Source organism: Corynebacterium phoceense (genome assembly GCF_900092335.1).
GTDB lineage: Bacteria > Actinomycetota > Actinomycetes > Mycobacteriales > Mycobacteriaceae > Corynebacterium > Corynebacterium phoceense.
Genome location: NZ_LT596208.1, coordinates 1,743,545 through 1,767,820, shown reverse-complemented (window position 1 = coordinate 1,767,820; position 24,276 = coordinate 1,743,545). Strand labels below are relative to the sequence as shown.

General features: G+C 62.2%; 17 protein-coding genes and 1 pseudogene. 10 read left to right on the top strand and 8 right to left on the bottom strand.

Annotated features, from left to right (window positions below; genetic code table 11):
* Positions 1-138: 138 nt before the first annotated feature.
* From BN9444_RS12535 to BN9444_RS12515, 5 genes are all read left to right on the top strand, one after another.
* Positions 139-2,937 (top strand): FAD-binding and (Fe-S)-binding domain-containing protein, encoded by a 2,799-nt coding sequence (locus BN9444_RS12535; protein WP_068802211.1) that lies wholly within the window; start codon positions 139-141, stop codon positions 2,935-2,937.
* A 663-nt stretch (positions 2,938-3,600) separates the two neighbouring features.
* A complete protein-coding gene (locus tag BN9444_RS12530) occupies positions 3,601-5,139 on the top strand; it encodes an AbgT family transporter (protein ID WP_068802049.1) in 1,539 nt (512 codons plus the stop codon).
* Between the two features lie 3 nt (positions 5,140-5,142).
* Positions 5,143-6,513, top strand: coding sequence for a M20 family metallopeptidase (locus BN9444_RS12525; protein ID WP_068802048.1), 1,371 nt, complete (start codon positions 5,143-5,145; stop codon positions 6,511-6,513).
* Positions 6,514-6,727: 214 nt separating this feature from the next.
* A complete protein-coding gene (locus BN9444_RS12520; protein ID WP_068802047.1) occupies positions 6,728-8,071 on the top strand; it encodes a TRAP transporter large permease subunit in 1,344 nt (447 codons plus the stop codon).
* A 16-nt stretch (positions 8,072-8,087) separates the two neighbouring features.
* Complete coding sequence (locus BN9444_RS12515) at positions 8,088-8,324, top strand: hypothetical protein (protein ID WP_066491671.1); 237 nt, start codon at positions 8,088-8,090, stop codon at positions 8,322-8,324.
* Positions 8,325-8,413: 89 nt separating this feature from the next.
* On the opposite strand, the gene BN9444_RS12510 is transcribed toward BN9444_RS12515, so the two are convergent.
* Positions 8,414-9,169 carry a GntR family transcriptional regulator gene (locus tag BN9444_RS12510; RefSeq protein WP_068802046.1) on the bottom strand — a complete coding sequence of 252 codons (756 nt, stop codon included), beginning with the start codon at positions 9,167-9,169 and terminating at the stop codon, positions 8,414-8,416.
* 95 nt (positions 9,170-9,264) lie between these two features.
* Here BN9444_RS12510 and BN9444_RS12505 point away from each other — a divergent pair, with 95 nt between their 5' ends.
* Positions 9,265-12,147: an FAD-binding and (Fe-S)-binding domain-containing protein gene (locus tag BN9444_RS12505; RefSeq protein ID WP_068802045.1), complete on the top strand. Its 2,883-nt coding sequence runs from the start codon at positions 9,265-9,267 to the stop codon at positions 12,145-12,147.
* 543 nt (positions 12,148-12,690) lie between these two features.
* Positions 12,691-13,104, top strand: a complete 414-nt coding sequence (locus tag BN9444_RS12500; protein WP_230384216.1) for a helix-turn-helix domain-containing protein — start codon at positions 12,691-12,693, stop codon at positions 13,102-13,104.
* On the opposite strand, the gene BN9444_RS12495 is transcribed toward BN9444_RS12500, so the two are convergent.
* Positions 13,101-13,958, bottom strand: a complete 858-nt coding sequence (locus BN9444_RS12495) for a hypothetical protein (protein WP_141681554.1) — start codon at positions 13,956-13,958, stop codon at positions 13,101-13,103. The two genes, BN9444_RS12500 and BN9444_RS12495, sit on opposite strands and share 4 nt — an antisense overlap.
* Positions 13,959-14,256: 298 nt before the next feature.
* Here BN9444_RS12495 and BN9444_RS12490 point away from each other — a divergent pair, with 298 nt between their 5' ends.
* Both BN9444_RS12490 and BN9444_RS12485 read left to right on the top strand, forming a co-directional pair.
* Positions 14,257-14,649: a hypothetical protein gene (locus BN9444_RS12490; RefSeq protein WP_068802042.1), complete on the top strand. Its 393-nt coding sequence runs from the start codon at positions 14,257-14,259 to the stop codon at positions 14,647-14,649.
* Positions 14,650-14,778: 129 nt separating this feature from the next.
* Positions 14,779-15,516, top strand: a complete 738-nt coding sequence (locus tag BN9444_RS12485) for an SGNH/GDSL hydrolase family protein (protein ID WP_084759317.1) — start codon at positions 14,779-14,781, stop codon at positions 15,514-15,516.
* A 131-nt stretch (positions 15,517-15,647) separates the two neighbouring features.
* Here the strand turns inward: BN9444_RS12485 and hutI are convergent, their stop codons facing one another.
* The 6 genes from hutI to BN9444_RS12455 form a co-directional block, all read right to left on the bottom strand.
* Entirely contained in the window at positions 15,648-16,835 is a 1,188-nt protein-coding gene (hutI, locus tag BN9444_RS12480; protein ID WP_068802040.1) for an imidazolonepropionase, read from the bottom strand.
* A 1-nt stretch (position 16,836) separates the two neighbouring features.
* Positions 16,837-18,513: a urocanate hydratase gene (locus BN9444_RS12475; RefSeq protein WP_068802039.1), complete on the bottom strand. Its 1,677-nt coding sequence runs from the start codon at positions 18,511-18,513 to the stop codon at positions 16,837-16,839.
* Between the two features lie 196 nt (positions 18,514-18,709).
* Positions 18,710-20,263, bottom strand: coding sequence for a histidine ammonia-lyase (gene hutH / locus BN9444_RS12470; protein WP_068802038.1), 1,554 nt, complete (start codon positions 20,261-20,263; stop codon positions 18,710-18,712).
* Positions 20,264-20,468: 205 nt separating this feature from the next.
* The gene (locus BN9444_RS12465) at positions 20,469-21,821 is read right to left on the bottom strand and encodes a YjiH family protein (RefSeq protein WP_084759316.1); all 1,353 of its coding nucleotides are present in this window, start codon (positions 21,819-21,821) and stop codon (positions 20,469-20,471) included.
* 222 nt (positions 21,822-22,043) lie between these two features.
* Entirely contained in the window at positions 22,044-23,063 is a 1,020-nt protein-coding gene (locus tag BN9444_RS12460) for a formamidase (protein ID WP_068802037.1), read from the bottom strand.
* Between the two features lie 173 nt (positions 23,064-23,236).
* Complete coding sequence (locus BN9444_RS12455) at positions 23,237-23,977, bottom strand: IclR family transcriptional regulator (RefSeq protein WP_068802036.1); 741 nt, start codon at positions 23,975-23,977, stop codon at positions 23,237-23,239.
* 112 nt (positions 23,978-24,089) lie between these two features.
* Between BN9444_RS12455 and BN9444_RS15275 the strand changes: the two are divergent.
* Positions 24,090-24,276: pseudogene (locus BN9444_RS15275) on the top strand (formimidoylglutamase); the annotation flags it as partial.

Sequence of the window (24,276 nt, the reverse complement as noted above, 5' to 3'; positions counted from 1 at the left end):
GCACACGATACAGCCGCGCTGCAGGGGCTGGGCTAGACCCAGAAGGCCACAAGCGGCCCTGTGGCAGCCCCCTAAGCGGGGTAAAACTAAGGCAATACTTCATCGTTCAAGTAGGTTTGAGCTCCTACGATGAAGCACATGACCACGCCTGTTTTGGATAAGTCCCTGCCCGCCCAGGATGTTCGCACGCAGCTCGTGGAGCGCGTGAAGTACGCCTCGGATGCGTCCCACTACTATCAAATGCCGGAGGCCGTCGTCGTCGCGAAAGATGCGGCCGAGGTCGCCGCGGTGTTCAAAGCCGCCGCGCGCGATGGCAAGCCGGTGACGCTGCGCTCCGGCGGCACTTCGCTGGCCGGCCAGGCCTCGGGTGACGGCATTCTGGTCGATACCCGCCGCCACTTCAAGGACGTGGAGGTCCTCGACCAAGGCAAGCGCGTGCGCGTGCAGCCGGGTGCGACAGTCCGCCAAGTCAATGCGCGCCTGCAGCTGTGGGGCTACAAGCTTGGACCGGACCCGGCCTCGAGCTCGGCTGCGACCATTGGCGGCGTCGTCGCGAATAACTCGTCCGGCATGGCGTGTGGCACCGAATTCAACACGTACCGCACGCTCGAATCCATGACGTTCATATTGCCGTCCGGCACGATGATCAATACCGCGGACAAGGACGCCAACGCGCAGTTCAAGGCCCAGGAGCCGGAGCTCGTGGAGACGCTGGAGCGCCTGCGCCGCCGGGTCAACGACAACCCGGAGTCCGTGGACATCATCCGCCGCCACTTCGGGCTGAAGAACACGATGGGCTACGGTCTCAACTCCTTCCTCGACTTTGAGGATCCGGTCAAGCTCTTCGAACACCTGCTCATCGGCTCCGAGGGAACCCTCGCCTTCGTCGCCGAGGCTGTCTTCCGCACCGTGCCCATTTCCAAATTCGCCACCACCACGGTCGCGGTCTTCGACGACCTGGATTCCGCGACGCGCGCACTGCCGGACCTGCTGGATTCTGGCGCTGCGACGCTGGAGCTCATGGACTCCTCGTCTATCCGCGTGGGCCAGGAATTGAAGGGCGTGCCTGCGGCGATCACGGGCTTCGACGTGGACAAGCAGGCCGCGCTGCTCATCGAGTATCACGCCAACGAGGAAGAGGAACTACGCTGCCTCCAGGACAAGGGCTCGGCGCTCCTGCGTGAGCTGCCGCTGCGCGCACCGGCGGAGTTCTCCCAGGACCGCGTGGACCGCGCGGTGGCATGGGCCTTCCGCAACGGCCTCTACGCCTCCGTCGCCGGCGCTCGTAAGTCCGGCACGACGGCGCTGCTCGAGGACGTCGTGGTGCCAGTTCCAGATCTTGCGCCGACGTGTGAGTCTCTCCAAGAGCTGTTCAAAAAGTACGGCTACGACGATGCCGTCATCTTCGGCCACGCCAAGGACGGCAATATCCACTTCCTGCTCACGGACCGCTTTGAGGGCGACGAGGCACTGGGCCGCTACAACAACTTCAACGAGGGCATGGTCGACCTCATCCTCGCCGCTGGCGGCAACCTCAAGGCCGAGCACGGCACCGGCCGCGCCATGGCACCGTATGTGCGCCGCCAGTACGGTGACGAACTCTACGACGTCCACCTGGAGCTCAAGCGCGCCGCTGACCCGCGCGGCACCATGAACCCGGGCGTCATCATCGACGATGACCCGGAGGCCCACATCCGCAACATCAAGCTCAACCATGAGGTCGAAATCGACATCGACCGTTGCGTCGAGTGCGGCTACTGCGAGCCGGTCTGTCCGTCGCGCAACCTCACCATGACTCCGCGCCAGCGCATCGTCGTGCGCCGCGCCATGGCCAAGGCCCGCGCCGAAGGCCGCGAAGAGGATGCCAAGGAGCTCGCCGAGGCCTACGAGTACCAGGGCATCGACACCTGTGCGGTCGACTCCATGTGCGTTACCGCCTGCCCCGTGGGCATCGACACCGGCAAGTTCGTGAAGAAGCTGCGCTCCCAGCGCACCGGCGCCAAGCAAGAAGTTACCCGTGCCGTGTGGGCTGGGGCGGCGAAGGCGTGGCCGGCGGTGCCCACGGTGGCATCGGCAGCCTTGACCGGCGTCAACGTCCTGCCTACTGGCCTGGTACAAAAGGTCACCGATGTCGCACGTGCCTTGGTGGGCGAGGACATCATGCCCGAGTACCAGCCGGAGCTGGGCAAGGGCGGCAAGCTGCGCTCGCGTCTGGGTGAGCATGTCGGCGCGCCGGGCGAGCCCATTGCCGTCTACGTTCCGGCCTGCGTCAACACCATGTTCGGCCCGTCTGGCTCGGGCGTCGGCGCTACCGATGCCTTTGTGGCCCTCGCCGAGCGCGCCGGCGTGAGCCTCCGCGTGCCCAAGGACATCGATGCACTCTGCTGTGGCACCCCGTGGACCTCGAAGGGTATGAAGAAGGGCCACGCGATCATGGAAAAGCGCGTCCAAGCCTCCCTCATGGCCGCCACGGATCACGGCCGTTTGCCCGTGCTTTCCGATGCCTCCTCCTGCTCCGAAGGCTTCAAGGCCATGGCCGAAGCCGCGGGCCTTACCGTCATCGATGCCGTGGCCTTCACCGTGGAGCACATCCTGCCCACCCTCGAGGTCAAGCACAAGGTCTCCTCGATTACGCTGCACCCGACGTGCTCCTCGAAGCACCTCGACATCATCGGTGACCTCGAGACCGTCGCCAAGGCCGCCGCCCGTGAGGTCCACATCCCCGCCGACTGGAACTGCTGTGGCTACGCCGGCGACCGCGGCATGCTCCACCCGGAGCTCACCGCCTCGGCGACGCGCGATGAGGCGAAGGAGGTCGCGGAGATCGACTCCGCGCACCACGCCTCGCTCAACCGCACCTGCGAGCTCGGTCTGTCGCGTGCGACTGGACACGAGTACCAGCATGTGCTGGAGCTGCTGGAAGTCGCGAGCCGGTAGTTCCTAGTCGCTACTTGGCCCATTGAGGTTGGACATAGCCGCAGGTTGCGCTTTTCTCCGCGAAGAGCGCGACCTGCGGCTATGGCCTTTTTGAGGGGCCATCTACCGCACAATGTGTAGCCATGTCGTACGCGCTGCGCATTGCCCTCGACACGGATGCCTCTCCACACTGGGGCACACCTTTCACCCAAACTATCTATCGGGATATGGAGTTTCCCGATGGCGCGACGCTGTCCACGCTCCACGTCGCTCAAGCTTTCCGATGCCCCCGTCACCGCATCCTCCGCATAATCCAGCAACGCGACCTTATCCTTGGTGCCCCACTGAAATGTCATGACGTACTCCTTCTACTGAAGTGTTCTCCTTCCTTCGTGGAACTACTGACGTGCGGGCAGGGAGGATTGGGCGATGTGATGGGGGAGAGGAACTTCGCAGAACTCGCGCACTTCGGCGCGATGTCGGTTATAGTCACGCACATAGTGAGTAACTTGTATCACACTGAAAGAAGTTCGTCTCTACCGTCACGTCATTGACTCTGAATGTAAGGAGCCAGCCATGGCAACACCGACATCCGAAGGTGCGCCGCGCGCCGAGGACCGTTCCTAGAAGAAGGCCGCCGCGCAACGACAATCGGGCGGCTGGCTCGATACATTCCTCAACGGCGTGGAAGCAGTAGGCAACAAGCTGCCCGAGCCGTTTACTATCTTCCTCATTCTCTACGTCATCACGGCGGTAGCCTCGTCTATCCTCGCGTGGAATGGCACGAAAGTCATGGTTCCGGGCAGCGATGAGGAACTGGCCATCAAGGGCCTGTTTACGGGCGAAGGCATGGCGTGGTTCACCACGACGCTGGGTGAGAACTACATTGGTTTCCCGCCACTGCTCACGGTGCTTCCCATCCTGCTGGCCGTCGGCGTGGCGGAGCGCTCCGGAATGCTCTCCGCGCTCATTCGCAAGCTCTTCGGCTCGGCGCATCCCACGCTGCTGCCGTACGCGGTCGGCGTCATCGGCGTCACTGCGTCCGTCATGGCGGATGCCGCGTTCGTCGTCGTGCCGCCGCTCGCCGCGATGGTCTTTAAGGCGGCGGGCCGCCACCCGGTCGCGGGTCTCATCGGCGGTTTTGCGGCCGTCGGCGCGGGCTACTCCACAGCACTCGTGCCCACGAGTTTGGATGCCCTCTTCGCCGGAATCACCAACGCCGTCATGCAGACGCTGCCGAATTTTCAGTTCGCGGACGTCAACGCGGTGAGTAACTACTTCTTCAACATCACGAGCTCGATTGTCCTCGGCATCGTGGCCGGCTTCATCATCGACAAGGTCATTGAGAAGCGCATGTGGCAGCAGGAGGTCCCCACCGAGGAGCACATCAACCTGGAGGAGGCCGCCAAGCGCGGCGACCGCGACGAGAACGGCGAAGAGCTCAGTGCCGAACTGTCCAAGAAGGAAATGCGTGGCCTCATCTTCTCGGTCCTCGCGGCCGTCATCGTCACCGCGGTTATCCTCTTCGCAGCGCTCATCCCGGACTCCCCGTGGCGCAACGAGACGGGCGGTTACTTGCCCAAGTCGCCGCTGCTGAGCTCCATTGTCTTCATCGTCTTCCTCTACTTCCTCGTCATGGGCATCGTCTACGGCCGCAACGTGGGCACGGTGAAGAACGTCAAGGACGTCGTGGACATGATGATTGGCTCGCTCAAGGACATGTTGTCCTTCCTCGTCCTCGCGTTCATCCTTGGCCAGTTCGTCGCGCTCTTCGCATGGACCGGCATCGGTACCTTCACGGCGGTCCATGGCGCGGCCTTCCTCGAATCCATCGGGCTCACCGGCTTCCCGGCAGTCCTCGCGTTCATCGTGCTGGCCTCGCTGCTCAACCTGCTCATCATCTCAGGTTCGTCCATGTGGACGCTCATGGCCTCGGTCTTCGTCCCGATGTTTGCGCTGCTGGGCTATGAGCCGGCCTTCATTCAGGCCGCGTTCCGCGTGGGTGACTCCGCGACGCAGATCATCACCCCGCTTAACCCGTACATGATTGTTATGCTGGGCCTGCTCCAGCGCTACGAACCGAAGGCGGGCCTGGGCACGCTGATGTCGCGTCTTATTCCTTTCGTCATCCCGTTCTTCACGGCATGGGTCATCCTGCTCGCCATCTGGTTCTACGCGGACCTGCCGCTGGGGCCGGGCAACGGAATTATGATCGAGGGATAATGCATGGCTGATTCACCTGAAGAACATCCCACTGTGCCGTCGACGGCGTACCTCGACGCGATGCATCGCCAGCTTGAGGGCGATATCGAGCGCGTCATTGAGGCCGCCGTCGCCCCCACCGCACCCACTGCAGCGTGGGATCTCATCGAAAAGTGCGTGGAGGACCTCACGGACACCCTTAACCACATCGTGGCGGATCTTCACGCACATCCTGAGACCGCCTTCGAGGAATACCGCAGCTCCGCCCTGCTCGCGGACATTATCGAAGAACGCGGCTTCACCGTCACGCGCGGTGCCTACGGCGTCGGGACCGCCTTTGAAGCGTCCTGGCAAAGCCCCGATTTCGACGAAAGTAAGCACCCCACCGTCGCTATCCTCGCTGAGTACGATGCTCTGCCTGGCATCGGTCATGCGTGCGGCCACAACATCATTGCGGCCGCGGGCGTGGGCGCGTTTCTCGCGCTCACTGCGGCGCTGCAGCGGATAGAGACGGTGCCCGCGGGGCGCATCGTCGTGCTGGGGACCCCGGCCGAAGAGGGGCATACGGGGAAGGAATACATGATTCGCGGCGGCGCCCTTGACGGCGTCGATTGCGCGATGATGGTCCACGGCTTCGGCTATGACATCGCCTCACACGTGTGGCTGGGACGTCGCAGCGCCACCATCACGTTTGAGGGCGTGCCCGCGCACGCCTCCGCAAGCCCATTCATGGGGCGCAACGCGCTCGATGCTGCAACACTCGCATACCAGGGCCTGGGACTTTTGCGCCAACAGATGCCGCCGGGGGATAGGCTCCACGCGATTATCGAGGACGGCGGCGATTCACCCAACGTCATCCCGCGACATGCCTCGCTCAACCTCTACGTGCGCTCGGGCGAGGTGGAAACCCTCCTCGATTTGTCCCGCCGCGTCGACGACATCATGCAGGGTGCCGCACTCATGTCTGGCTGCGGCTACCGCGTCGAGTGGGACCTCAATCCCATGTCACTGCCGGTGCGCAACAACGAGGTCCTCGCACAGCGGTGGGCGCGCACGCAGTCCCTGCGCGGCCGTGTTGCCTTGCCTGCCGGCGTCGTTCCGGAGACCCTCGCTGCGTCCACGGATTTTGGCAACATCTCGCACCTTGTGCCCGGTATCCACCCCGTTATCAAGGTCTCGCCCGACGATGTCGTCCTGCATACCGAAGCCTTCCGCGAATGGTCTATCAGCGACAACGCCCGCACCGCCGCTGCCGATGCCGCCGTGGGGCTCGCCCAGACCGCCTTCGACGTTCTGGCAGACCCGGAGCTTCTCGATGCCGCCCGTGCCGAGTTTGCCGCCGCCGGTGGCGCCAAATCGGTGGAGCAATTGTTGAGTGGGGAGCATCAGATTTAGTTTCTGTATCTATTGTGCCGGGGTGTGGTTGCACCGCCCCGGCTTTCTTTGTTTTCAGTCACTGATGGAGGGGAACCCGTGCATTCTTCGTGGTTTAGCACCGAAGAAGTGGGGTATTCGGGGGTGTTTGAAAATTAGCAAACTTTAAACGTGTGACGTGTAACATGCTACGGTGACTCGTATCACTTAATTGGAGCACTATAAGGAGGCGCATATGGGCATCGCAGCCCTTGTGGTCTTTATCGCGGTGACGGTGATTATGAACACCGCCCTTAAGCGCGAGATTTCGGAGTCTCTGGTCGTAGCCCTCATTGCCACGGCATTGCTGGGCGGCACCCATGCCCCCGCGATGCTGGGCAAAGCAGTTTTTGGTGCGGCGCAATCAGAGGTCACGTTCGCAGGTATGGCTTTCGTGTTCATGGGCATTGTCGTGCAGTCGACGGGTCTCATCGACCGTCTCATTGAAATTTTGAACTCCATCTTCGGTCGGTTGCGTGGCGGCGCTGCGTACGTCTCGACACTGGGTTCTGCGATGATTGGCCTTATTGCTGGTTCAACCGCTGGAAACTCTGCAACGGTTGGCTCGGTGACTATCCCATGGATGAAGCGTGCTGGGTGGTCTTCGGAACGCGCCGCGACGCTCGTCGCTGGCAACTCCGGACTCGGCGTCGCGTTGCCGCCGAACTCTACGATGTTTATCATCCTGGCGCTGCCAGCAGCTACTGGTGCATCGGCTTCAAGCGTCTATGTCGCTCTAGCATGTGGTGGCGCCTACGCGGTCCTTTACCGTTTGGCGGTCGTGTTCTTGTGGACGCGTACCGATAAGATCGCGGCCACTCCGCGTGAAGACCTCAAGTCATTCGCGCAGGCGATGAAGGAAGGCTGGCGCTCGCCGTCTATCTTCTTGGGAATCATCATCCCAGTTATTCTCACGATCGGCCCGGTTGCCGGTTACCTCACGTCCCAATTGGGCAAGGATGCCGTGAAGTCGATCTCGATCATCGTGTGGGTGCCGATTCTTATTACGCTCATCGCGCTTCTCGAAGGTGCGAAACATATCCGTAACAACAACGAGCATTTCCGTATTCAGCTTAAGCAGGACGCGCATCAGTTCGCCACGGTAGGAATTTCCCTCTTTGCTGCCTTGGCTGCAGCGAAGATTATGGAGGAACTCGGCGTCGGACCGCAGCTGTCTGGCCTACTTGACTCGATGAGTCTGCCGCGCTGGCTCATGCTTATTGTCGTCGGCGTCCTTGCAGTCCTCGTCGCCACGCCACTGTCTTCGACTGCAACTGCGGCGGCTATCGGTGCGCCAGCTATGGCGGCTTTAATAGCTGTGGGGCTCGACCCGACTGTTGCCATTGTCGCCATCCTGCTGTGTACCTCCACTGAGGGAGCCTCCCCGCCGGTTGGCGCACCCATTTATCTCTCGGCAGCTATGGCGGATGCTAATCCGCCGAAGATGTTCGTGCCGCTCATTGTTTATTTTGTGTTGCCGATGATCGCGTTGTCCTGGCTCATCGGAATGGGTTGGTTGCCCATCTACGTCGCTCAGTAAGAAAGGGAAACCAAAAATGAAAATGGTCTTTAGCGCATTTCAAGTGCTGTTCTTCGTATTCATGGCGCTGTTTCTTATCGGCGGCGTGTGCATCATTCTCACCCAGACCTTCGGCATCGTTATTGGTAGTGGCGACGTGGTTTCCGGAGTGGAGAATTGGCTTGCTCCGGTTACCTACAGCTGTGCCACACTCTGTGCTGTCTGCGCGTTCGTGCTGACTTATCGCCCGAAGCCGCAGAGCACCAAGCACTAGGTCCTTAACGCTGGAAGCGGGCGCCCGTGGAGCAATCCACGGGCGCCCGCTTTATGTACTTCCCTCTCAGTCCTAGTGTGTGACCTGCTTTAAAACTGTGCGACTTGCTGTTGCCAGATCTCTTCGATTGCGGTCGATAATTCGTCCTCTGAGTATTCGGGATGCTTCTTGCTCACCGCCTGCTCGAGTAGCAGACGGCCGGTTGCGGTGATGTGCTCGGTCATAGCTGTGTGTGCTGCTTCGCTGTCACGTACGGCAATGGCCTCGATGATAGGGAGGTGCTCGGAGTGGACTTGCTCGAGCGACCGATAGCGTCGCACCGTTGAATCCGAAAGCAGGCGCGTATGTGTCCGCAGCTTCGATAGAATGTCGCGGCCACGGCGGGCATGTCCGGCGGCCAAAATGGCGTCGTGTAGTTCTTGGTCCCACGTGAAGAAAACGTTCTCGTCGCCATCTGTACAGCTGACCTTCATTGCCGCGATAATGTCCTTCATGTGTGCGAGCTCGTCCGCGCTGCGGTCGCGTGCAGCGCGAGCTGCGGCGTTGGGCTCGATGCTTAATCGAAGGTCGAAGATATCCGCGACATCGGAAGGCTGAGACTCGACGATACGGAAGCCACGATTGCGGACGAATTCGATGAGACCAACTTCTTCGAGACGCAGTAAGCCGTCGCGCACGGGGGAACGGGAAATACCTAACTCCTCGGAGAGCTGATACACGCTGTACCAGTTGCCGGTCGACATCGTGCCGTCGTGAATGCAGTCGCGGACGTGGTTCATGACCTGGGTGGCCATGTTGGGCGCCGCAGTGACTCGGGGAGTGGGGGAGCTTGAAGAGGGGGTCATTCGGAGAATTTTACCTACAGAAACCACGAAACATGTAACATGTTACCCAAGATACGGCGTTGAGTTGCCCTCGTGAAGATTTGGAGCATCTGACCATGACTAGCACCATCAAGTTTGATCGCCTTGAACCCAGTGTGTACGCGAAGATTGCGCGTTCCGGGTTGCGCATGGATATGACCACGCGCGCGGCGTACACTTCGGACGCCTCGATTTTCCGCCGCGTTCCTGCGGCTGTGCTCGAGCCTAAGACCGTTGATGACGTGCGCGACGGTATCTCGGTTGCACGCGAGCGTGGATGGAAAGTTGTGGGCCGTGGGGGCGGATCTTCGGTGGCGGGCAATGCCATTGGCGAGGGACTCATAATTGACACCTCTCGCTACTTTAATCGCATCCTTGATATTGATCCGGAAGCACGGACAGCGACCATCGAGCCGGGGGTAGTGTGCGACGCACTGCGTGACGCTGCTGTGCCGTTCGGCCTGACGTATGGACCAGATCCTTCAACTCACTCACGCTGCACTGTAGGCGGCATGGTTGCGAACAACGCGTGTGGCTCCCACTCCGTGGCCTTTGGTACTGCAGCGGAGAACCTCATTGATGTCACCATCATGCTGGCCGACGGGCGTGAGGTGACTTTCAGCGAAGGTGGCTGCTCCGATCCGGAACTGGAGACCAAACTGCGTGCGCTCGTAGCCGACAACGCTGAGCTCATCGAGGCGGAACTCGGCCGTTTCCCTCGCCAGGTCTCTGGCTACGGCCTGCACTACCTGCTGGACCGCAAGGGATTTGACGTGGCGAAGGCGCTTGCCGGTTCTGAAGGAACCACGGGCATCATCACCAAGCTCACCGTCAAGCTTGTCCCGGTTCCTAAGGTCAAGGCCTTGGCCGTGCTTGCCTTTGAGACAGTCTTCGATGCAGCGGCTGCGGCCGCGAAGCTGCGCCTGCCGGGTGTAGCGACCATCGAGGGCATGGGTGGTGACCTACTCGGGGCGCTGCGTTCCAAGGTCGGCCAAGAGCATGCCGGTGAAAACCTGCCTGGTAACCGTAAGGGCATCGAAGCTGGCGGTTGGCTCTATTGCGAGACCGGTGGCGATACTCTCGAGGAAGCGTTGACGCTGGCCGAAGACGTCGCGGCGTCCGTTGAGACTGTGGACCACGTCATCGTCCATGAACACGCGGAGATGCGCGGGTTGTGGCGTATCCGTGAGGCATCAGCGGGCATCGTCACGCGCCTACCTGATGGCGGTGAGGCTTGGCCGAACTGGGAGGACTCTGCCGTGCCACCGGAAAATCTCGCCGAATATCTACGCGATCTCTACGCTCTCATGGATAAATACTCTCTGCGCGGCATTCCGTTTGGTCACTTCGGTGAGGGCTGCGTGCACGTGCGTATCTCTTTCGACTTCGGTACCGAGGAAGGTGTGCGCCAGTTCAAGGCGTTCATGGAGGACGCCGCGGAGCTCGTGTCTTCTCACGGTGGATCGCTGTCGGGCGAGCACGGCGATGGCCGCGCACGTTCTGCGCTCCTAGACCGTATGTACTCGGCGGAAATGCGTCGCGTCTTCGAGGAATTCAAGCTCATCTTCGACCCCGACAAGCTCTTTAATCCCGGCGTGCTTGTGTGGGCGGATGCCACGGATCAGGGCCTGCGCATGGCGCCCGGCCAGCGCACCTTCGAGCTCACCCCAGTCCATGCTTTTAGTCACGACAAGGGATCGATGGTCAACGCCATCAATCGCTGCGTGGGCGTGTCCGCCTGTCGCTCTGAGACCGGCTCCATGTGCCCGTCCTTCCAGATCACCGGCGATGAAATCCATTCAACCCGCGGCCGTGCCCGCTTGTTTTCCGAGATGTTCCGTGGTGAATCCATCAAGGATGGATTCCAATCCAAGGAAGTCGAGGAGGCCCTTGACCTGTGTCTGTCCTGCAAGGCTTGCGTTTCCGAGTGCCCCGTAAACGTCGACATGGCGACGTACAAGGCGGAGTTCCTCCACGAGCATTACAAGGGCAAGCTGCGCCCGGGTGCGCACTACGTCATGGGCTGGCTGCCGCTGTTGGGCTATGTCGCGCACAAGATTCCGTTGGTACCAACGCTCATCGATAAGGCGATGTCCACGAAGGGCTTGGATAAGCTCATCGCACGTGTGGGTGGGCTCGACCCCAACCGTCCGCTCATCCATTTCGCGCATACCTCGCTGCGCACGTGGCATGCCAAGCGTGTACAACCCCAGCGGGATGACTCGATGACGGTCGTGCTGTGGCCGGACTCCTTCAACTCTTCGCTCGGCACGTCGCCGGCTACGGCCGCAGTTGAGGTACTCGAAGCGCTGGGCTACACGGTGGAAATTCCTCAGGAGTTTGTCTGCTGTGGCTTGACGTGGCACTCCACCGGACAGCTCGATATGACCAAGCGTGTGCTGGAGCAGACCGCGAAGGTAATGAAGCCTTACCTTGACCGTGGTCTACCCGTCATCGGTGTGGAACCTTCGTGCACCGTCATGTTGCGCTCTGAGGCGACCGAGCTTTCCCCGAACCCTGACATCAAGCGCCTCGCGCAAGCGACCACGCAGTTCTCCGAGTTTGTCGTCCCGCGCATCAAGGAGCTCGTTGCTGAAGGAAAGATCGTTCCGGGCGATGTCTCGGCACTTACCCAGGTCCATTGCCATGAGAAGTCGCTGGGTGATCCGTCTCAATCGCAGCAGCTTCTCGATGCCCTCGGTATCAGCGACGAGTCAATCGCCACAGGGTGTTGCGGCCTTGCCGGCAACTGGGGCTTCGAGAAGGGTCACGCGGAGGTCTCCATGGCGCTCGGCGAGCGAGAGCTCTTCCCCAAAGTTCGTAAGGCTACGAAGGAAGGCTCCATCGTTATCGCTGACGGTTTCTCGTGCCGCACCCAGATCGAACAGGGTACTGGTGCGCAGGCGAAGCATATCGCGGAGATTGTGAGGGACGTCTTGGCTGCTTCCTCCATGAAGTAGTGGAGCGCTGAGAGGGGCGGTGATTCTCATCGTGACGTGCTGATGCTGTGCGCTACACAGCATTAGCACGCTGGATACTAGACGCCGGTAGTATGCTTCAGCACGGCGGAATGCCTGTCGTAGACCGTGCTGGAGCATTATTCGTATCTGGGGAGTTTTGCGGCTTCGATTGAAGGGGATGGAAATTCCGCCACACGTCGCTACCTCGATGAGCTTTTTACGACCGGAATGAAGTCGACATTGAGTGGGAATGTGCCGAAAGCGCCAGTGCGTCGTCCCCGCGTGTGCCAAGATGGACACACATCACAGTCGTGTGCGAAGGAAAAGGAGGACGCTGTGTCAGCATTGAGCGAAATCCTGCGCAGACTCAACAGCTCGGTAACCATCCCTGATCATTTGCTCGCGCCTTTGCAGGAGGACGAGCTTTCGGCGCTGCGCTTGTTGGAAAACACCATTGATTCCAACCGCACGTGGCGCGCATGTCGACGAAGATTTTGGAAGTCTCGCACATGCTCAATGCGGGTCGCGCGTCGAATGACGTGCTTGACGCCATCGTGCGGCATGGTTGTCGGCTCACCCCTCGAGTGGTCGCGCCTGCGCGAATGTACTGTCCGTGACTTGGAGAAGGTCGCCTTTGGCTTGCAACCTGGCACGCTCAATTGGCTAGGCGACGAAGGCGTTGATGTCGCCGTCGCCCACCGCTTCGCCGAAACCTGGGGCAAGTTGCGCGAGTACGACGAGGCCCACGGCAGCGAGTATGCACAGACGCCGCAGGCCTATCTGCGCAACGGCGGGCACTATGTGCGCACCGTTGATGCGCTTAAGACCCACCGACACACCGTGCGCAAGCGCATTGCTGACGCCGCCGAGATTCTCGAGATTGACTTCGACGATCCCATCGCGGTCGCGGAGCTGGTGGTGCTAGGCGTTGCCGGCGCTGGTGCATCCTCGTTCTAGCCGCGCTTTGTTGTCCCTCCGACATCGATGAGATGCTGGTACACCGCGTCCGTAAGCGCGCGGCTATGGAAGCGTCGGAAGAGCTCACCGTTGCGATAGCGCATATTTTTCACGGCGAATTCGCGCGCCGCCTGCAGCAACTCGGGGCGCTCGTGCATAACGTCGCTGAGCCTGCCGAGGGGATAGTAGACGGGCACCGCTTCAATCGGCTTGTAACGATGAATCGAGAACTGGATGGGGACCTGACCGGGCTTCTTGGCCTTGCGCATGGCCGTGATGAAATCGGTGGTGTTCTCGTCACCGGGCGAGACGTTGAGGAAACCGGAAGGCCCCGGTAGATGGTCGACGCCGACCATCGGATAGAACTCCTCGTTGAGCAGGACGAGCATTTCCACCACGCCAGTATTGATAGCGGCGTACCGGCTGTTGCGATTCGTCGAAGGGAGATCGGTCAGCGTCCAGAACTCTTTCTCGGTATCCGGCGCGAGCGGAATGATGTCGGACAGCGCGAAGGAGAGATCGGCCAGGATCTTGGCATACGTTTCTGCGTCGGTGGAACGTTGGACTTTAGGGCTTGGGAGCGGCCCGAGATTGGGCAACTGGCTAAAGTTATAGGCTTCGCGGACCCAGGTTTCTTGAATCCAGTGCTTTTGCTCCTCAACGCTAATGGTGAAATCCAGCGGTCTGTGTTCGCTCGAGTCAAAGTTAAACGTGCGATTTCGAAGGCGTTGCTGCTCGTTGAGCTGCTCGGCAATCATGGCTTTCTCGAGCGGGCTGAGGGCCTCTTTCTGGGGAACGCGGGCGAATCGGAGCGGAGAAATATCCGTCCATGCGGGGGTGATGCTTCGAACCATGTGCGTGGGTACGGAAACGTTGGACGATGTTTTTCGGTAAGGCCGACGTAGCGTTCCCCGTTAGTGAATTCCAGAATATAAATTCCGCGCCGGAACCTCGTACCGACGAGAGGAGCGACAGGGGAGTTGGAGTCGATCTCCCAGCGCTTGAAATTGAGTGAGAATGTGGTCATGAGTGAGAGAAGGTAGACGTCGTTTATCTCATCGTAGGCACAATGCGCGGCGCGCCAAGGGTGTTTGTACGCGGCCGTCTTGAAACCAGACGTAGAGCGTGCTCTGTAGTGCTAGGTTATGCAGCATGAAACGTCTCGCTCTCATCGCCGCGGCTGCGCTGTGCTTGAGTATGCTCGCACCCGTGGCCGCCTCTGCTCAATCGTCCGATATGACGCAACAGGAACGCGACCAGTGGCGCACCGATCCGCTGGGCGCCGTGCTGTGGACCGGTATTAAGAGTAGTTCGAATGCGCTCCGCGGTGACCCGGTCGCGATGTCGGTGGCCTCGGTGTATTCGATGGGCTCGCCGAGCGACACCTACCCAGGAGCCTTCGGCAAGGTGGACCAGTGCGCGAAGTTCCTTACCTCGTCCAGTCCACTGGGCGGCGTGCGCTTTACTGCTGCGGGGCTGTGCATCATGGCGAATCCGTCGCTGCGAGCGGAGCTTGCAGAGCAACCGGGGATTCCGCTGTTCTAGGCGGTCACTTTGTACTTAAACTCGGGAGAATTATGAATCGCCTGCTCATCGGTCTCGCTTTCTTAATTCTTGCAGGGTGTCTTGCCGCATGTAGCTCAGATATGTAGCTCAGATACCGCGTCTGAGCAGATGACGTTGACAACGCCGGTCGAGGAACCGGTGCACTATGTCGCTCTCGGGGATTCCTATGCCGCGATGGGCTCGCGCGCTGTCACGGATCCCGGCGACCCCTGTGCCGTCGCGGCGGATTCGTACCCTGTTCTCCTTGCGGACGCGCTGGGAGTGGAAGATTTCGTCAACGCGTCGTGCCAAGGCGCCGTGACCGCGGACGTGGGGGAGAAGACGGCGTTGGGGACGGCGGCATCGGAAGGCTCGCCGCAGGTGGCGGCGCTGGGGGAAGAGACGGACCTGGTGACGCTGAGCATCGGTGGCAATGATGTGAGCTTCATCGACATGACGCGGTGCTTCGAGAACGCGTGCCCGGCGGGGCTGCGCGAGAAGGTGGCGGGCGAGCTTGAAGAGCTGCCAGCGCGGCTGGACGATGTGTACGTGGCGATTGAACAACGAGCACCGGGTGCGCGCGTCGTCGCCACGGGGTACATGCCGTTGCTCAACGACGCATGTACGGACGTGCCCGACGCGGCGTGGCTCGCGGAGCAGATCACTCGCATCAACGGGGAAGTGCGCGCGGCCGCCGAGAGGCATGGCGCGACGTACGTGATGCCGGCGGGCGCGGGGGAGCACACTGGGTGCTCGGCGGAGCCGTGGGTGGATTTCACGGGCGAGGCGACGGGCTCGTACCCCATGCACCCCACGGCGGCGGGGCAGCGTGCGATGGCGGAGGCCATTGCCGCGGCAGTTGGCTAAAGACGGGCAGCTATAGGTGCAAGGCGAAAAATTAGCGACGGGTGGTGCGCGTGCGGTCAAGAAAAGAATGAAATTCGTATGAGTCGCGCGAAAACCAGAAAATTTTCGGCAACTCATACGAGTTATGAACGCTAGACCAGCTTTCCAGCGACGTAGGTCTGGTACGTCTGCGGCATGCCGGGGCGGTACGCCAAGTCGATGGCGGAGGCACCCTGGAGCACGTGGAGGTCCGCGGCCGCGCCGGGCACCAGTGTTCCCTTGGCCGGGCGGCCCTGGGAGTCGCGGCCGTCGCCCACGTCGTGGCGGCGCAGTGCCTTGGCACCGCCGGTCGTCGCGGCGGCAATGGCCTCGTCGAGCGTGAGGTGTTGCTGCAGAACCGCGGTGGCCACGCAGAAGTTCATCGACGAGGTATACGAGGTGCCTGGGTTGAGATTGGATGCGATGGCGATGGTCGCGCCCGCGTCGAGGAGCCGGCGGCCCGGAGCGAGCGGCTGGCGCGTGGATAAATCGCACGCGGGCAGGAGTGTTGCGACGGTATCAGAATTCGCAAGGGCCGCGATGTCCGCGTCCGTAACGTAGTTGACGTGGTCGACGCTCGCCGCGCCAAGGTCGACGGCGAGCTGGACGCCCGGGCCGTCGCCCAGCTGGTTGCCGTGGACGCGCACACCCAGACCGCGGGCGATGCCGGCCTCCAGGATGCGGCGGGACTGTGACTCGTTGAAGGCGCCGCGCTCACAGAAGACGTCGATCCACTGGACGTACGGTGCCACGCCGTCGAGCATCGGACCGACGACCTCGTCGAGGTACTCGTCGGCGTCGGCACCCGGCGGGACGAGGTGGGCGCCTAAGAACGTCACATCGTCGGCGAACTCGGCGGCAATCTGCGCGGATTCCACCTCCGAGGCCGTGTTGAGCCCGTAGCCGGTCTTCGTCTCAAAGGTCGTCGTGCCACCGGCGCGGCCGGCGGCGATGCGGTCGCGGACGAGCGCGCGGAGCCGGTCAGCGCCGGCCGAGCGCGTGGCCTCCATCGTCACCGCGATGCCGCCGGCCTCATACGACGAGCCGGCCAGGCGCGCTTCGAACTCCGCGCCGCGGTTGCCGTCGAAGACCATGTGCGTGTGCGAGTCGACCCAGCCAGGCAGGACGGCTCGGCCGCCGAGGTCGATGGTCTCCTCGCAGGCGGGAGCCTGCGCGGGGGCATCGGAAGCCGAGCCAACCCAGGTGATGACGCCGTCGGCGACGGTAAGGGCGGCATCGGCAAGCGTGCCAGCGGAAGAGACAGTGCGCAGTTCGCTGATTCCAGTAAAGAGCGTGGACATATTAATCGCGCGCCTTGAATTCCATGGGGATGCGCACACCGCGCTCGTCTGCAACCTCCTTGGCGCGGGTGTAGCCCGCGTCGACGTGGCGGATAACGCCCATGCCCGGGTCGTTGGTAAGCACGGCGCGCAGCTTGGCCGCGGCGAGCTCCGTGCCGTCGGCGACGGATACCTGGCCAGCGTGGATGGAGCGGCCCATGCCCACGCCGCCGCCGTGGTGGATCGACACCCAGGTCGCGCCGGAGGACACGGCCGTCATGGCGTTGAGCAGCGGCCAGTCCGCGACGGCATCGGTGCCGTCGAGCATGGACTCGGTCTCGCGGTAGGGCGAGGCCACAGAGCCGGAGTCGAGGTGGTCGCGGCCGATGACGATGGGCGCGGAGATTTTTCCCTCGCGGACCAGCTCGTTGAACTTGAGGCCAGCCTTGTGGCGCTCGTTGTAGCCGAGCCAGCAAATACGTGCGGGCAGGCCCTCGAACTCGACGTACTCCTCGGCGGCATCCAGCCAATTGTGGAGGTGCTCGTTGTCCGGGAAGAGCTCCTTCAAAGCTTGGTCGGTGACCTTGATGTCCTCCGGATCGCCCGACAGTGCGGCCCAGCGGAACGGGCCCAAGCCCTCGCAGAAGAGCGGACGGATGTAGGCGGGCACGAAGCCGGGGAACTCGAAGGCGCGCTGGTAGCCGGCGTGGCGGGCCTCGTCGCGGATGGAGTTGCCGTAGTCGAAGACCTCGGCGCCCTCGTCCTGGAACTCGACCATGGCCTGCACCTGGGCGGCCATGGACTCGCGGGCCTTCTTCGTAAAGGTCGTCGGGTCTGCCTTGGCCTCGGCGTGCCAATCCTCGACGCGGATCTCCGTGGGTAGATAGGAGAGCGGATCGTGCGCGGACGTCTGGTCCGTGACGATGTCGACGGTAAATTCGCCGGCGCGCTGGCGGCGCAGCATCTCCGGGAAAACGTCGGCGGCGTTGCCCACCAGACCGACCGAGAGCGCACGCTTTTCTTCCTTCGCGGCGAGCACGAGCTTCAGGGCCTCGTCCAGATCCGTCGTCACTTCGTCGAGGTAGCGCTTGGATTGACGGCGCTTGAGGCGGGTCTCGTCCACATCGACGATGAGCACCGCGCCTCCATTGAGCGTGACCGAGAGCGGCTGGGCGCCGCCCATGCCGCCACAGCCGCCGGTGAGAGTCAGCGTGCCGGCGAGTGTGCCGCCAAAGCGCTTGCGCGCGACGGCGGCGAAGGTCTCGAAGGTGCCTTGGAGGATGCCCTGCGTGGCGATGTAAATCCAGGACCCGGCCGTCATCTGGCCGTACATCATGAGCCCCTCGTCCTCGAGCTTGCGGAAGTGCTCCCAGTTGGCCCAGTCGCCCACGAGGTTGGAGTTGGCGATGAGCACGCGCGGCGCCCATTCGTTGGTCTTCCAGATGCCCACGGGCTTGCCGGACTGGACGAGCAGGGTCTCATCGGATTCCAGGTCCTTGAGCGCGTCGACGATGGAGTCGAAAGCCTCCCACGAGCGTGCGGCGCGGCCAGTGCCGCCGTAGACCACGAGGTCCTCGGGGCGCTCGGCGACCTCAGGGTCCAGGTTGTTCATGAGCATGCGCAGCGGTGCTTCAGTTTGCCAAGACTTGGCGTTGAGCGTCGTGCCGCGCGGGGCGCGGACTTCACGGGGTGCAGACATGGGAGTTCCTTTCTTCGACAGGTAAGCTGCGCGTGGTTGCAGGGCCGGTTACCCGGGGCTGTCCCCTTCTACCGTGGCGCATGTCTCACAAAGGTAGCGTCTGTGATGTTGATGCACGAGGCGCTTGCAGGGTTGGGTGTCTGGGATACGAGACTCCCAGAGGGCCGCAAAAAAGGGCCCACATGGGCCCTCCTGCCTAGCGCAGCTTTCCGATGCCGCCTTCTACCGCGTCCAGCAGCGTCCCTGCCTTGACCAGACGTACCGTCTCCTCGATCTCGGGGGAGAGGAAGCGGTCGGTGCCTGCACCCTGGACAGTCTCACGTAGTTTTTCGATGACCGCGCCGGTTCCCTTCGCGGGCGCGCCGTCGCGCATGTCGATGGCGCGGGCAGCAGTGAGGATCTCGATGGCCAGCACGCGCTGCAGTCCGTCGACGGACTTGCGCAGCTTGCGCGCGGCGGACCAGCCCATGGAGACGTGGTCTTCTTGCATGGCTGACGACGGGATGGAATCCGCCGAGGACGGGTTGGCCAGGCGCTTGAGTTCACTGACGATGCCGGCCTGGGCGTACTGCGCGATCATGTGGCCGGAGTCGACGCCTGGGTCGTCCGCGAGGAAGGCGTTGAGGCCGCGGTTGCGCGCGGGATCGAGGAAGCGGTCGGTGCGGCGCTCAGAAATGGAGGCGAGATCCGCTGTGACGATCGCGAGGAAGTCGAGCACGTAAGCGACCGGCGCCCCATGGAAGTTGCCGTTGGACACCACGCGGCCGTCCTTGGCGACGACGGGGTTATCCACGGCAGCGGCGAGCTCGTGGCCCGCGACGGTGGCGGCATGTTCGATGGTGTCGCGGAAGCCGCCGGCGACCTGCGGCGCGCAGCGCACGGAGTAGGCGTCCTGAACCTGGTTCTTCTTGAACTCTTCGAGCGCCGCGGCGAGGATCTCCGAGCCTTCTGCGACCTTGAGGATGTTCGCCGCCGCGGCCGCCTGACCCGGATGCGGGCGCAGCTCCTGGAGGTCTTCGGCAAAGACGACGAGCGTGCCCAGCAGGCCCTCGACCGTCATCGCCGTCGCGATGTCCGCGGTCTTGGCGAGCTGGCGCAGATCGGTAATGGCCAGGCACAGCATGCCCAGCATGCCGTCCGTGCCGTTGATGAGCGCTAGGCCCTCCTTCTCGCGCAGGACGAGCGGCTCGATGCCTGCGGCCTTGAGGGCCTCGCCCGCGTCCTGGAGTTCGCCGTTCACGCGGACCTCGCCCTCGCCGAGTAGCGCCAGGGCGCAGTGGGCGAGTGGCGCCAAGTCGCCGGAGCAGCCCAGCGATCCGTACTCGCGCACGACCGGCACGATGCCTGCGTTCAGCACGTCCGCGTACGTCTGCGCGACGACGGGACGCACGCCGGTCCGGCCTGTACACAGCGTGGACAGACGCAGGAGCATGAGCGCGCGGATGACTTCTTCCTCGACCTCTGGTCCGGTGCCCGCGGCGTGAGAGCGCACGAGCGACAGCTGCAGCTGGGCTCGCATCTCCTCCGGGATGTGGCGACGCGCCAGCGCGCCGAATCCAGTGGAGATGCCGTAGACCGGCGTGGGATCCTGGGCGAGTTCCTCGACGCGCTCACGCGTCGCCTCGACTTCAGCAAGCGCCTCGGAAGTGATTTCTACCTTCGCGCCGTAGCGGGCGACGGCGACGACCTCGTCAATGGTCAGTGCGCCGATGCCGACGGACACGGTCTGGGAAGTAGCAGCGTGGGACATATCTGGCTCCTTATCGCGGATGATGTGCGTGGACGCACCACCGGTGAATGCACTCCAGTGCACCCCGGCAGGGAATGGATGGATTTCTCGCGCGACAGCCAGACGCGTTGGCGCTTATAGTACACAACATTCCTCGCACGCGGCGGTGGTCCGCGTGAAAAACGACAGCGCCCCTGCACAGGGCAGGGGTGCTGGGTGTGCTTCGTTAGAACAGCAGGTGGGCGATGGGGGTTGCGATGAGGATGGTAAGGGCCACGCGTTCGAACCAGATGATGACGAGGTGCGAGAGCTTCACTGGAATCTTCGTGGCCATGATGCACGGCACGAGCGCCGAGAAGAAGATAATCGCGGAGACCGCGACGACGCCGATGACGAACTTGAGCACCATGTCGTCCGAACCCGCGACTGCGGTGGCTGGCAGGAACATTTCGGCGATGCCCATCGTGGCGGCGCGCCCTGCGAGGAGGGGGTCGGGCAGCTGCACGACCCACGCGAAGGGATAAAACAGGTACCCAATCCAGTCGAAGACCGGAGTGAAGCGCTCGAGGAGCAGACCGAGCAAGCCGACAGAGAGAATCGAAGGGACGATGGCCGCGGACAATCGGATACCGTCAGCGAAGTTTTCTGCGATGGACTTGCCCAGCGGAGGGGCGTTGACAAGTGCTTCCTTGGCCTGCGCCCATGCTTCCTTGAGACGATTGCCCGACACGGGGCGCTCGGGTGACGGGTGGGCGTCCTCGTAGTACTCGTCGGGAAGAGTGCGCAGCGGCGGGAGGTATACCGTCATGGCGGTGACAACAAAGGTGACGATGAGCGTAACGAGGAAGTAGAGACCCCAGACATTCATCAAATCGAGCTGCTTGGCGACGATTACCATGAACGCGGCGGACACGGTGGAAAATCCGGTCGCGATGATGGCGGCCTCGCGGGCAGTGTATCCGCCCTTTTGGTACACGCGGTCTGTGACGAGGATGCCAAGCGAGTAGGACCCAACGAAGGAGGTCACGGCATCGATCGCGGAGCGACCAGGTGTCTTCCACAGCGGGCGCATAACGGGCTGCATGAGCACACCGACGAATTCCATGAGCCCGAAACCAATGAGGAAGGCTAAGAAAGCACCACCGATGGGAACGATGAGTCCCACGGGGACGGCGATGGAATTCCATAGGAACGGCACGAGGTCCTCGTCGCCTAAAACCCACGGCAAGCGGTCGAGGACCATGAGGAGTCCTACGATGGTGCCCACCACATTGAGGATGGCGAAGACGAATTGCACTGGTCCTTGTGCCCACGTCTTCGTGACGATGCCGCGCAAGGTTCCGTACACGGCGAGGGCGACGATGATCCACGGCACCACAGCAGACAGGTGAGTGCGAAGGACCGTGACCATGTGGTCGAGCGGAATGGATTGTTTTCCCTGGTAGGTCATGGGAAAGAAGAAGACGAATAAGCCAATGGCGCTGTAGAGGACGAGACGCCAAGCGCGCACGCTCTGCGTGGCAGACGGCTTTGGTGTTAACGCGGGTTCTTCGCGAGGGACGGGCTGGGCTGCGGTCATTGTGTGCCACCTTGGGTAAGTCGAAAGCGCACGGCATGCGTGCGGAATGAAGATCCCGCGCTATCGATGCACGGAATCGCGGAAGGTGAGTTTCTCGTATGACAGCCCGATACGAGTTGGGTTTATCTTACACACACGACGTGCCGGGACGTGAGGATTTTAGAAAAAGTGCTGGTACCGCATGGCTCGACCATGCGGTACCAGGGGTGTGTGGCGCGTGCGTTACTGCTTGAACTCGTCCGGCAGTGGGCCGAGCTGCGGTCCGTCTGGATAGTATTTCCACCCGTCACGGATGCGGACATCGTCGCCCCACGGTAGGTGGTAGTTTCCGTCCGCGAGATCCTTCACCCACGTGAGGTAATTCTCTGTCTTACCACCGGGATAACCAACGTAGCCGCGACGGCCCAGGTTGAAAATGTTGTTTTCCAGTCCCCAGTTGATGCGCGCCTTGTCAGCGAGCGCGGGGAATACCTCGGCGGTGACAATCTCGTCTGGGTTGCGGTGGCCTTCGGCGATAAGATTGCCGTCGTAGTTGCAGACGTTTCCCTCGCCGAAGTAGTAGAAGACGTTGTCGTAGCCGGCGAGGTTGACTGACGCCGTGAACATCAAGTTCTGGAAGGCGTTGGTCTTGTTCGTCATGATCCACTGGTCGCTGGTCTGCGTGGAGTAGCCGGAGATGCGGATGTAGACGTTGGCGCCCTTGTACGCGGCCTCGCGCGCGAGCTCGGGGAACATGCCGTCGTGGCAGATATTCACCGCGAGCTTGGAACCCTTCGGGCCGTCGCAGACGGGCATGCCTAGGTCGCCCGGGTACCACGGCTCGATCGGCACCCACGGCTGCAGCTTGCGGTAGTGCAGCGCGATGTTGCCCTCGTTGTCGATGATGATGGCCGTGTTAAACGGCGGCTTTCCCTCCTCGTGGTTGGGCTCCATGATGGAAAACACGCCCCACACATCGTTGTCGATGCATGCCTGCTTGAACTGATCGACCTTGGGATCATCGAGCCCGATGAGGAACTCATCGTACGACCAGATTTTCGTATTCAGGCCCGAAGTCGAGTACTCCGGAAACACGATGAGGTCGAGATCTGGGTACCCAGCTTTCGTGCTGGCGACGCGGCGGCAAATTTCGTCGACGTTCTTCTGAACATCTTCTGGGGTGTTGACGATGGGAACTCGGTACTGGATGAGGGCCATGAGCAGGCCATCGGGTGATGCAGAAATGCTTCCTGTACTGGACATTCGCGAATACCTTTCGCTCGATGGAACTGATGTGCCGTCAATCAGCGATATGTGATTGAACGGTGTAATGTAATGGCTATCACATTTTTGAAAGGCCTGTGGGTTTGTCTGGGTGGCAGCCTGCATAAAAATGGCGTGGGCTCGACGGGGTCGTCGCAGCGTAAGGGAGAAGTTTACGATCCGAACATTTTCGCTGAAATATTTTTAGCCGAGACGCGGAGCTGTTCGATGGCGTCAGCGCGTGTGGCGGCATCGACGCGGCCGTGTGGGAATGTCACGGCGAGTGCCCCGGCCGGGCGGCCTAAGTGATCGACGATGGCGGTGGCTACGGACTCTTGGCCGCGGGAGACCTCCTCAACCTCCTCGGCCCAACCGCGCTCGCGAGTCTGGGCGAGCATGTCGTGGAATTGCCGGAAGGCTCCGGCGTCGCTGGAGGTGGAGTACGCGGCGCGCGCCTCGGCATCGGGAAGCTGGGCGAGCATTGCGCGGCCGGATGCGGTGCGGTGAGCTTGAAGGCGCACGCCCTTTTCGGTGACGAGCGAGACCGCACCAGGGGAGCGAACTTCCTGGAGATAGACAATCTCGGAGCCAGCCATGCGGGAGAGGTGTCCCGAGCCGTGCACGAGCGCGGCGATCTTCTCGAGCGGCTTCGTTGCTGCGCGCACGAGCGGCTGCTGTGTCGTATATGCCGAGGCCATTGCGTACGCCGCCATGCCCAATCCGTAGGTCTGATTTTCCGGAATGTGCACGACAAAGCCGGCGGCGACCATCTCATTGAGTAGGTGATACGTGCTCGAACGGGGTAAGTCGAGTTCACGACGAATGCGGCTCGCAGAAATGGGCACGTCGATGGTGGACAGCAGCCGCAGGATGTCGAGTGCGTGGCGGGCTGCGGGAACGCGGGAAGACGACATGGAAGGCAAGTCTAGCGGTAGAGTCTGAAATTTCAGACGATTAGATCCCGCAGGCGGTGCGCGCAGCGCACGCGCACTTTAAGCTGGCCATGACGTCGACCAAGGAGGCACCTTGTTTACTCCCGCTCCTGCATGGACCGGCCGCAACGACGGACCCGGACCGGAACACGCGCGCTGGCACTCGGTCATCAATACCTCGACCGCCCCGGGGGCGGCGCTGCTCGGCTTTGCCACGGATGAGGGCGTGCGCCGCAACGGTGGGCGCGTGGGTGCCGCCGACGGACCCGAGGCGCTGCGGG

Bases quoted from the DNA above. Each gene is read 5' to 3' on its own strand.
- BN9444_RS12535 (WP_068802211.1), top strand. From the start codon at position 139: ATGACCACGCCTGTTTTGGATAAGTCCCTGCCCGCCCAGGATGTTCGC.
- BN9444_RS12525 (WP_068802048.1), top strand. From the start codon at position 5,143: ATGGCTGATTCACCTGAAGAACATCCCACTGTGCCGTCGACGGCGTAC.
- BN9444_RS12520 (WP_068802047.1), top strand. From the start codon at position 6,728: ATGGGCATCGCAGCCCTTGTGGTCTTTATCGCGGTGACGGTGATTATG.
- BN9444_RS12515 (WP_066491671.1), top strand. From the start codon at position 8,088: ATGAAAATGGTCTTTAGCGCATTTCAAGTGCTGTTCTTCGTATTCATG.
- BN9444_RS12510 (WP_068802046.1), bottom strand. From the start codon at position 9,169: ATGACCCCCTCTTCAAGCTCCCCCACTCCCCGAGTCACTGCGGCGCCC.
- BN9444_RS12505 (WP_068802045.1), top strand. From the start codon at position 9,265: ATGACTAGCACCATCAAGTTTGATCGCCTTGAACCCAGTGTGTACGCG.
- BN9444_RS12495 (WP_141681554.1), bottom strand. From the start codon at position 13,958: ATGGTTCGAAGCATCACCCCCGCATGGACGGATATTTCTCCGCTCCGA.
- BN9444_RS12490 (WP_068802042.1), top strand. From the start codon at position 14,257: ATGAAACGTCTCGCTCTCATCGCCGCGGCTGCGCTGTGCTTGAGTATG.
- BN9444_RS12485 (WP_084759317.1), top strand. From the start codon at position 14,779: ATGACGTTGACAACGCCGGTCGAGGAACCGGTGCACTATGTCGCTCTC.
- hutI (WP_068802040.1), bottom strand. From the start codon at position 16,835: ATGTCCACGCTCTTTACTGGAATCAGCGAACTGCGCACTGTCTCTTCC.
- BN9444_RS12475 (WP_068802039.1), bottom strand. From the start codon at position 18,513: ATGTCTGCACCCCGTGAAGTCCGCGCCCCGCGCGGCACGACGCTCAAC.
- hutH (WP_068802038.1), bottom strand. From the start codon at position 20,263: ATGTCCCACGCTGCTACTTCCCAGACCGTGTCCGTCGGCATCGGCGCA.
- BN9444_RS12465 (WP_084759316.1), bottom strand. From the start codon at position 21,821: ATGACCGCAGCCCAGCCCGTCCCTCGCGAAGAACCCGCGTTAACACCA.
- BN9444_RS12460 (WP_068802037.1), bottom strand. From the start codon at position 23,063: ATGTCCAGTACAGGAAGCATTTCTGCATCACCCGATGGCCTGCTCATG.
- BN9444_RS12455 (WP_068802036.1), bottom strand. From the start codon at position 23,977: ATGTCGTCTTCCCGCGTTCCCGCAGCCCGCCACGCACTCGACATCCTG.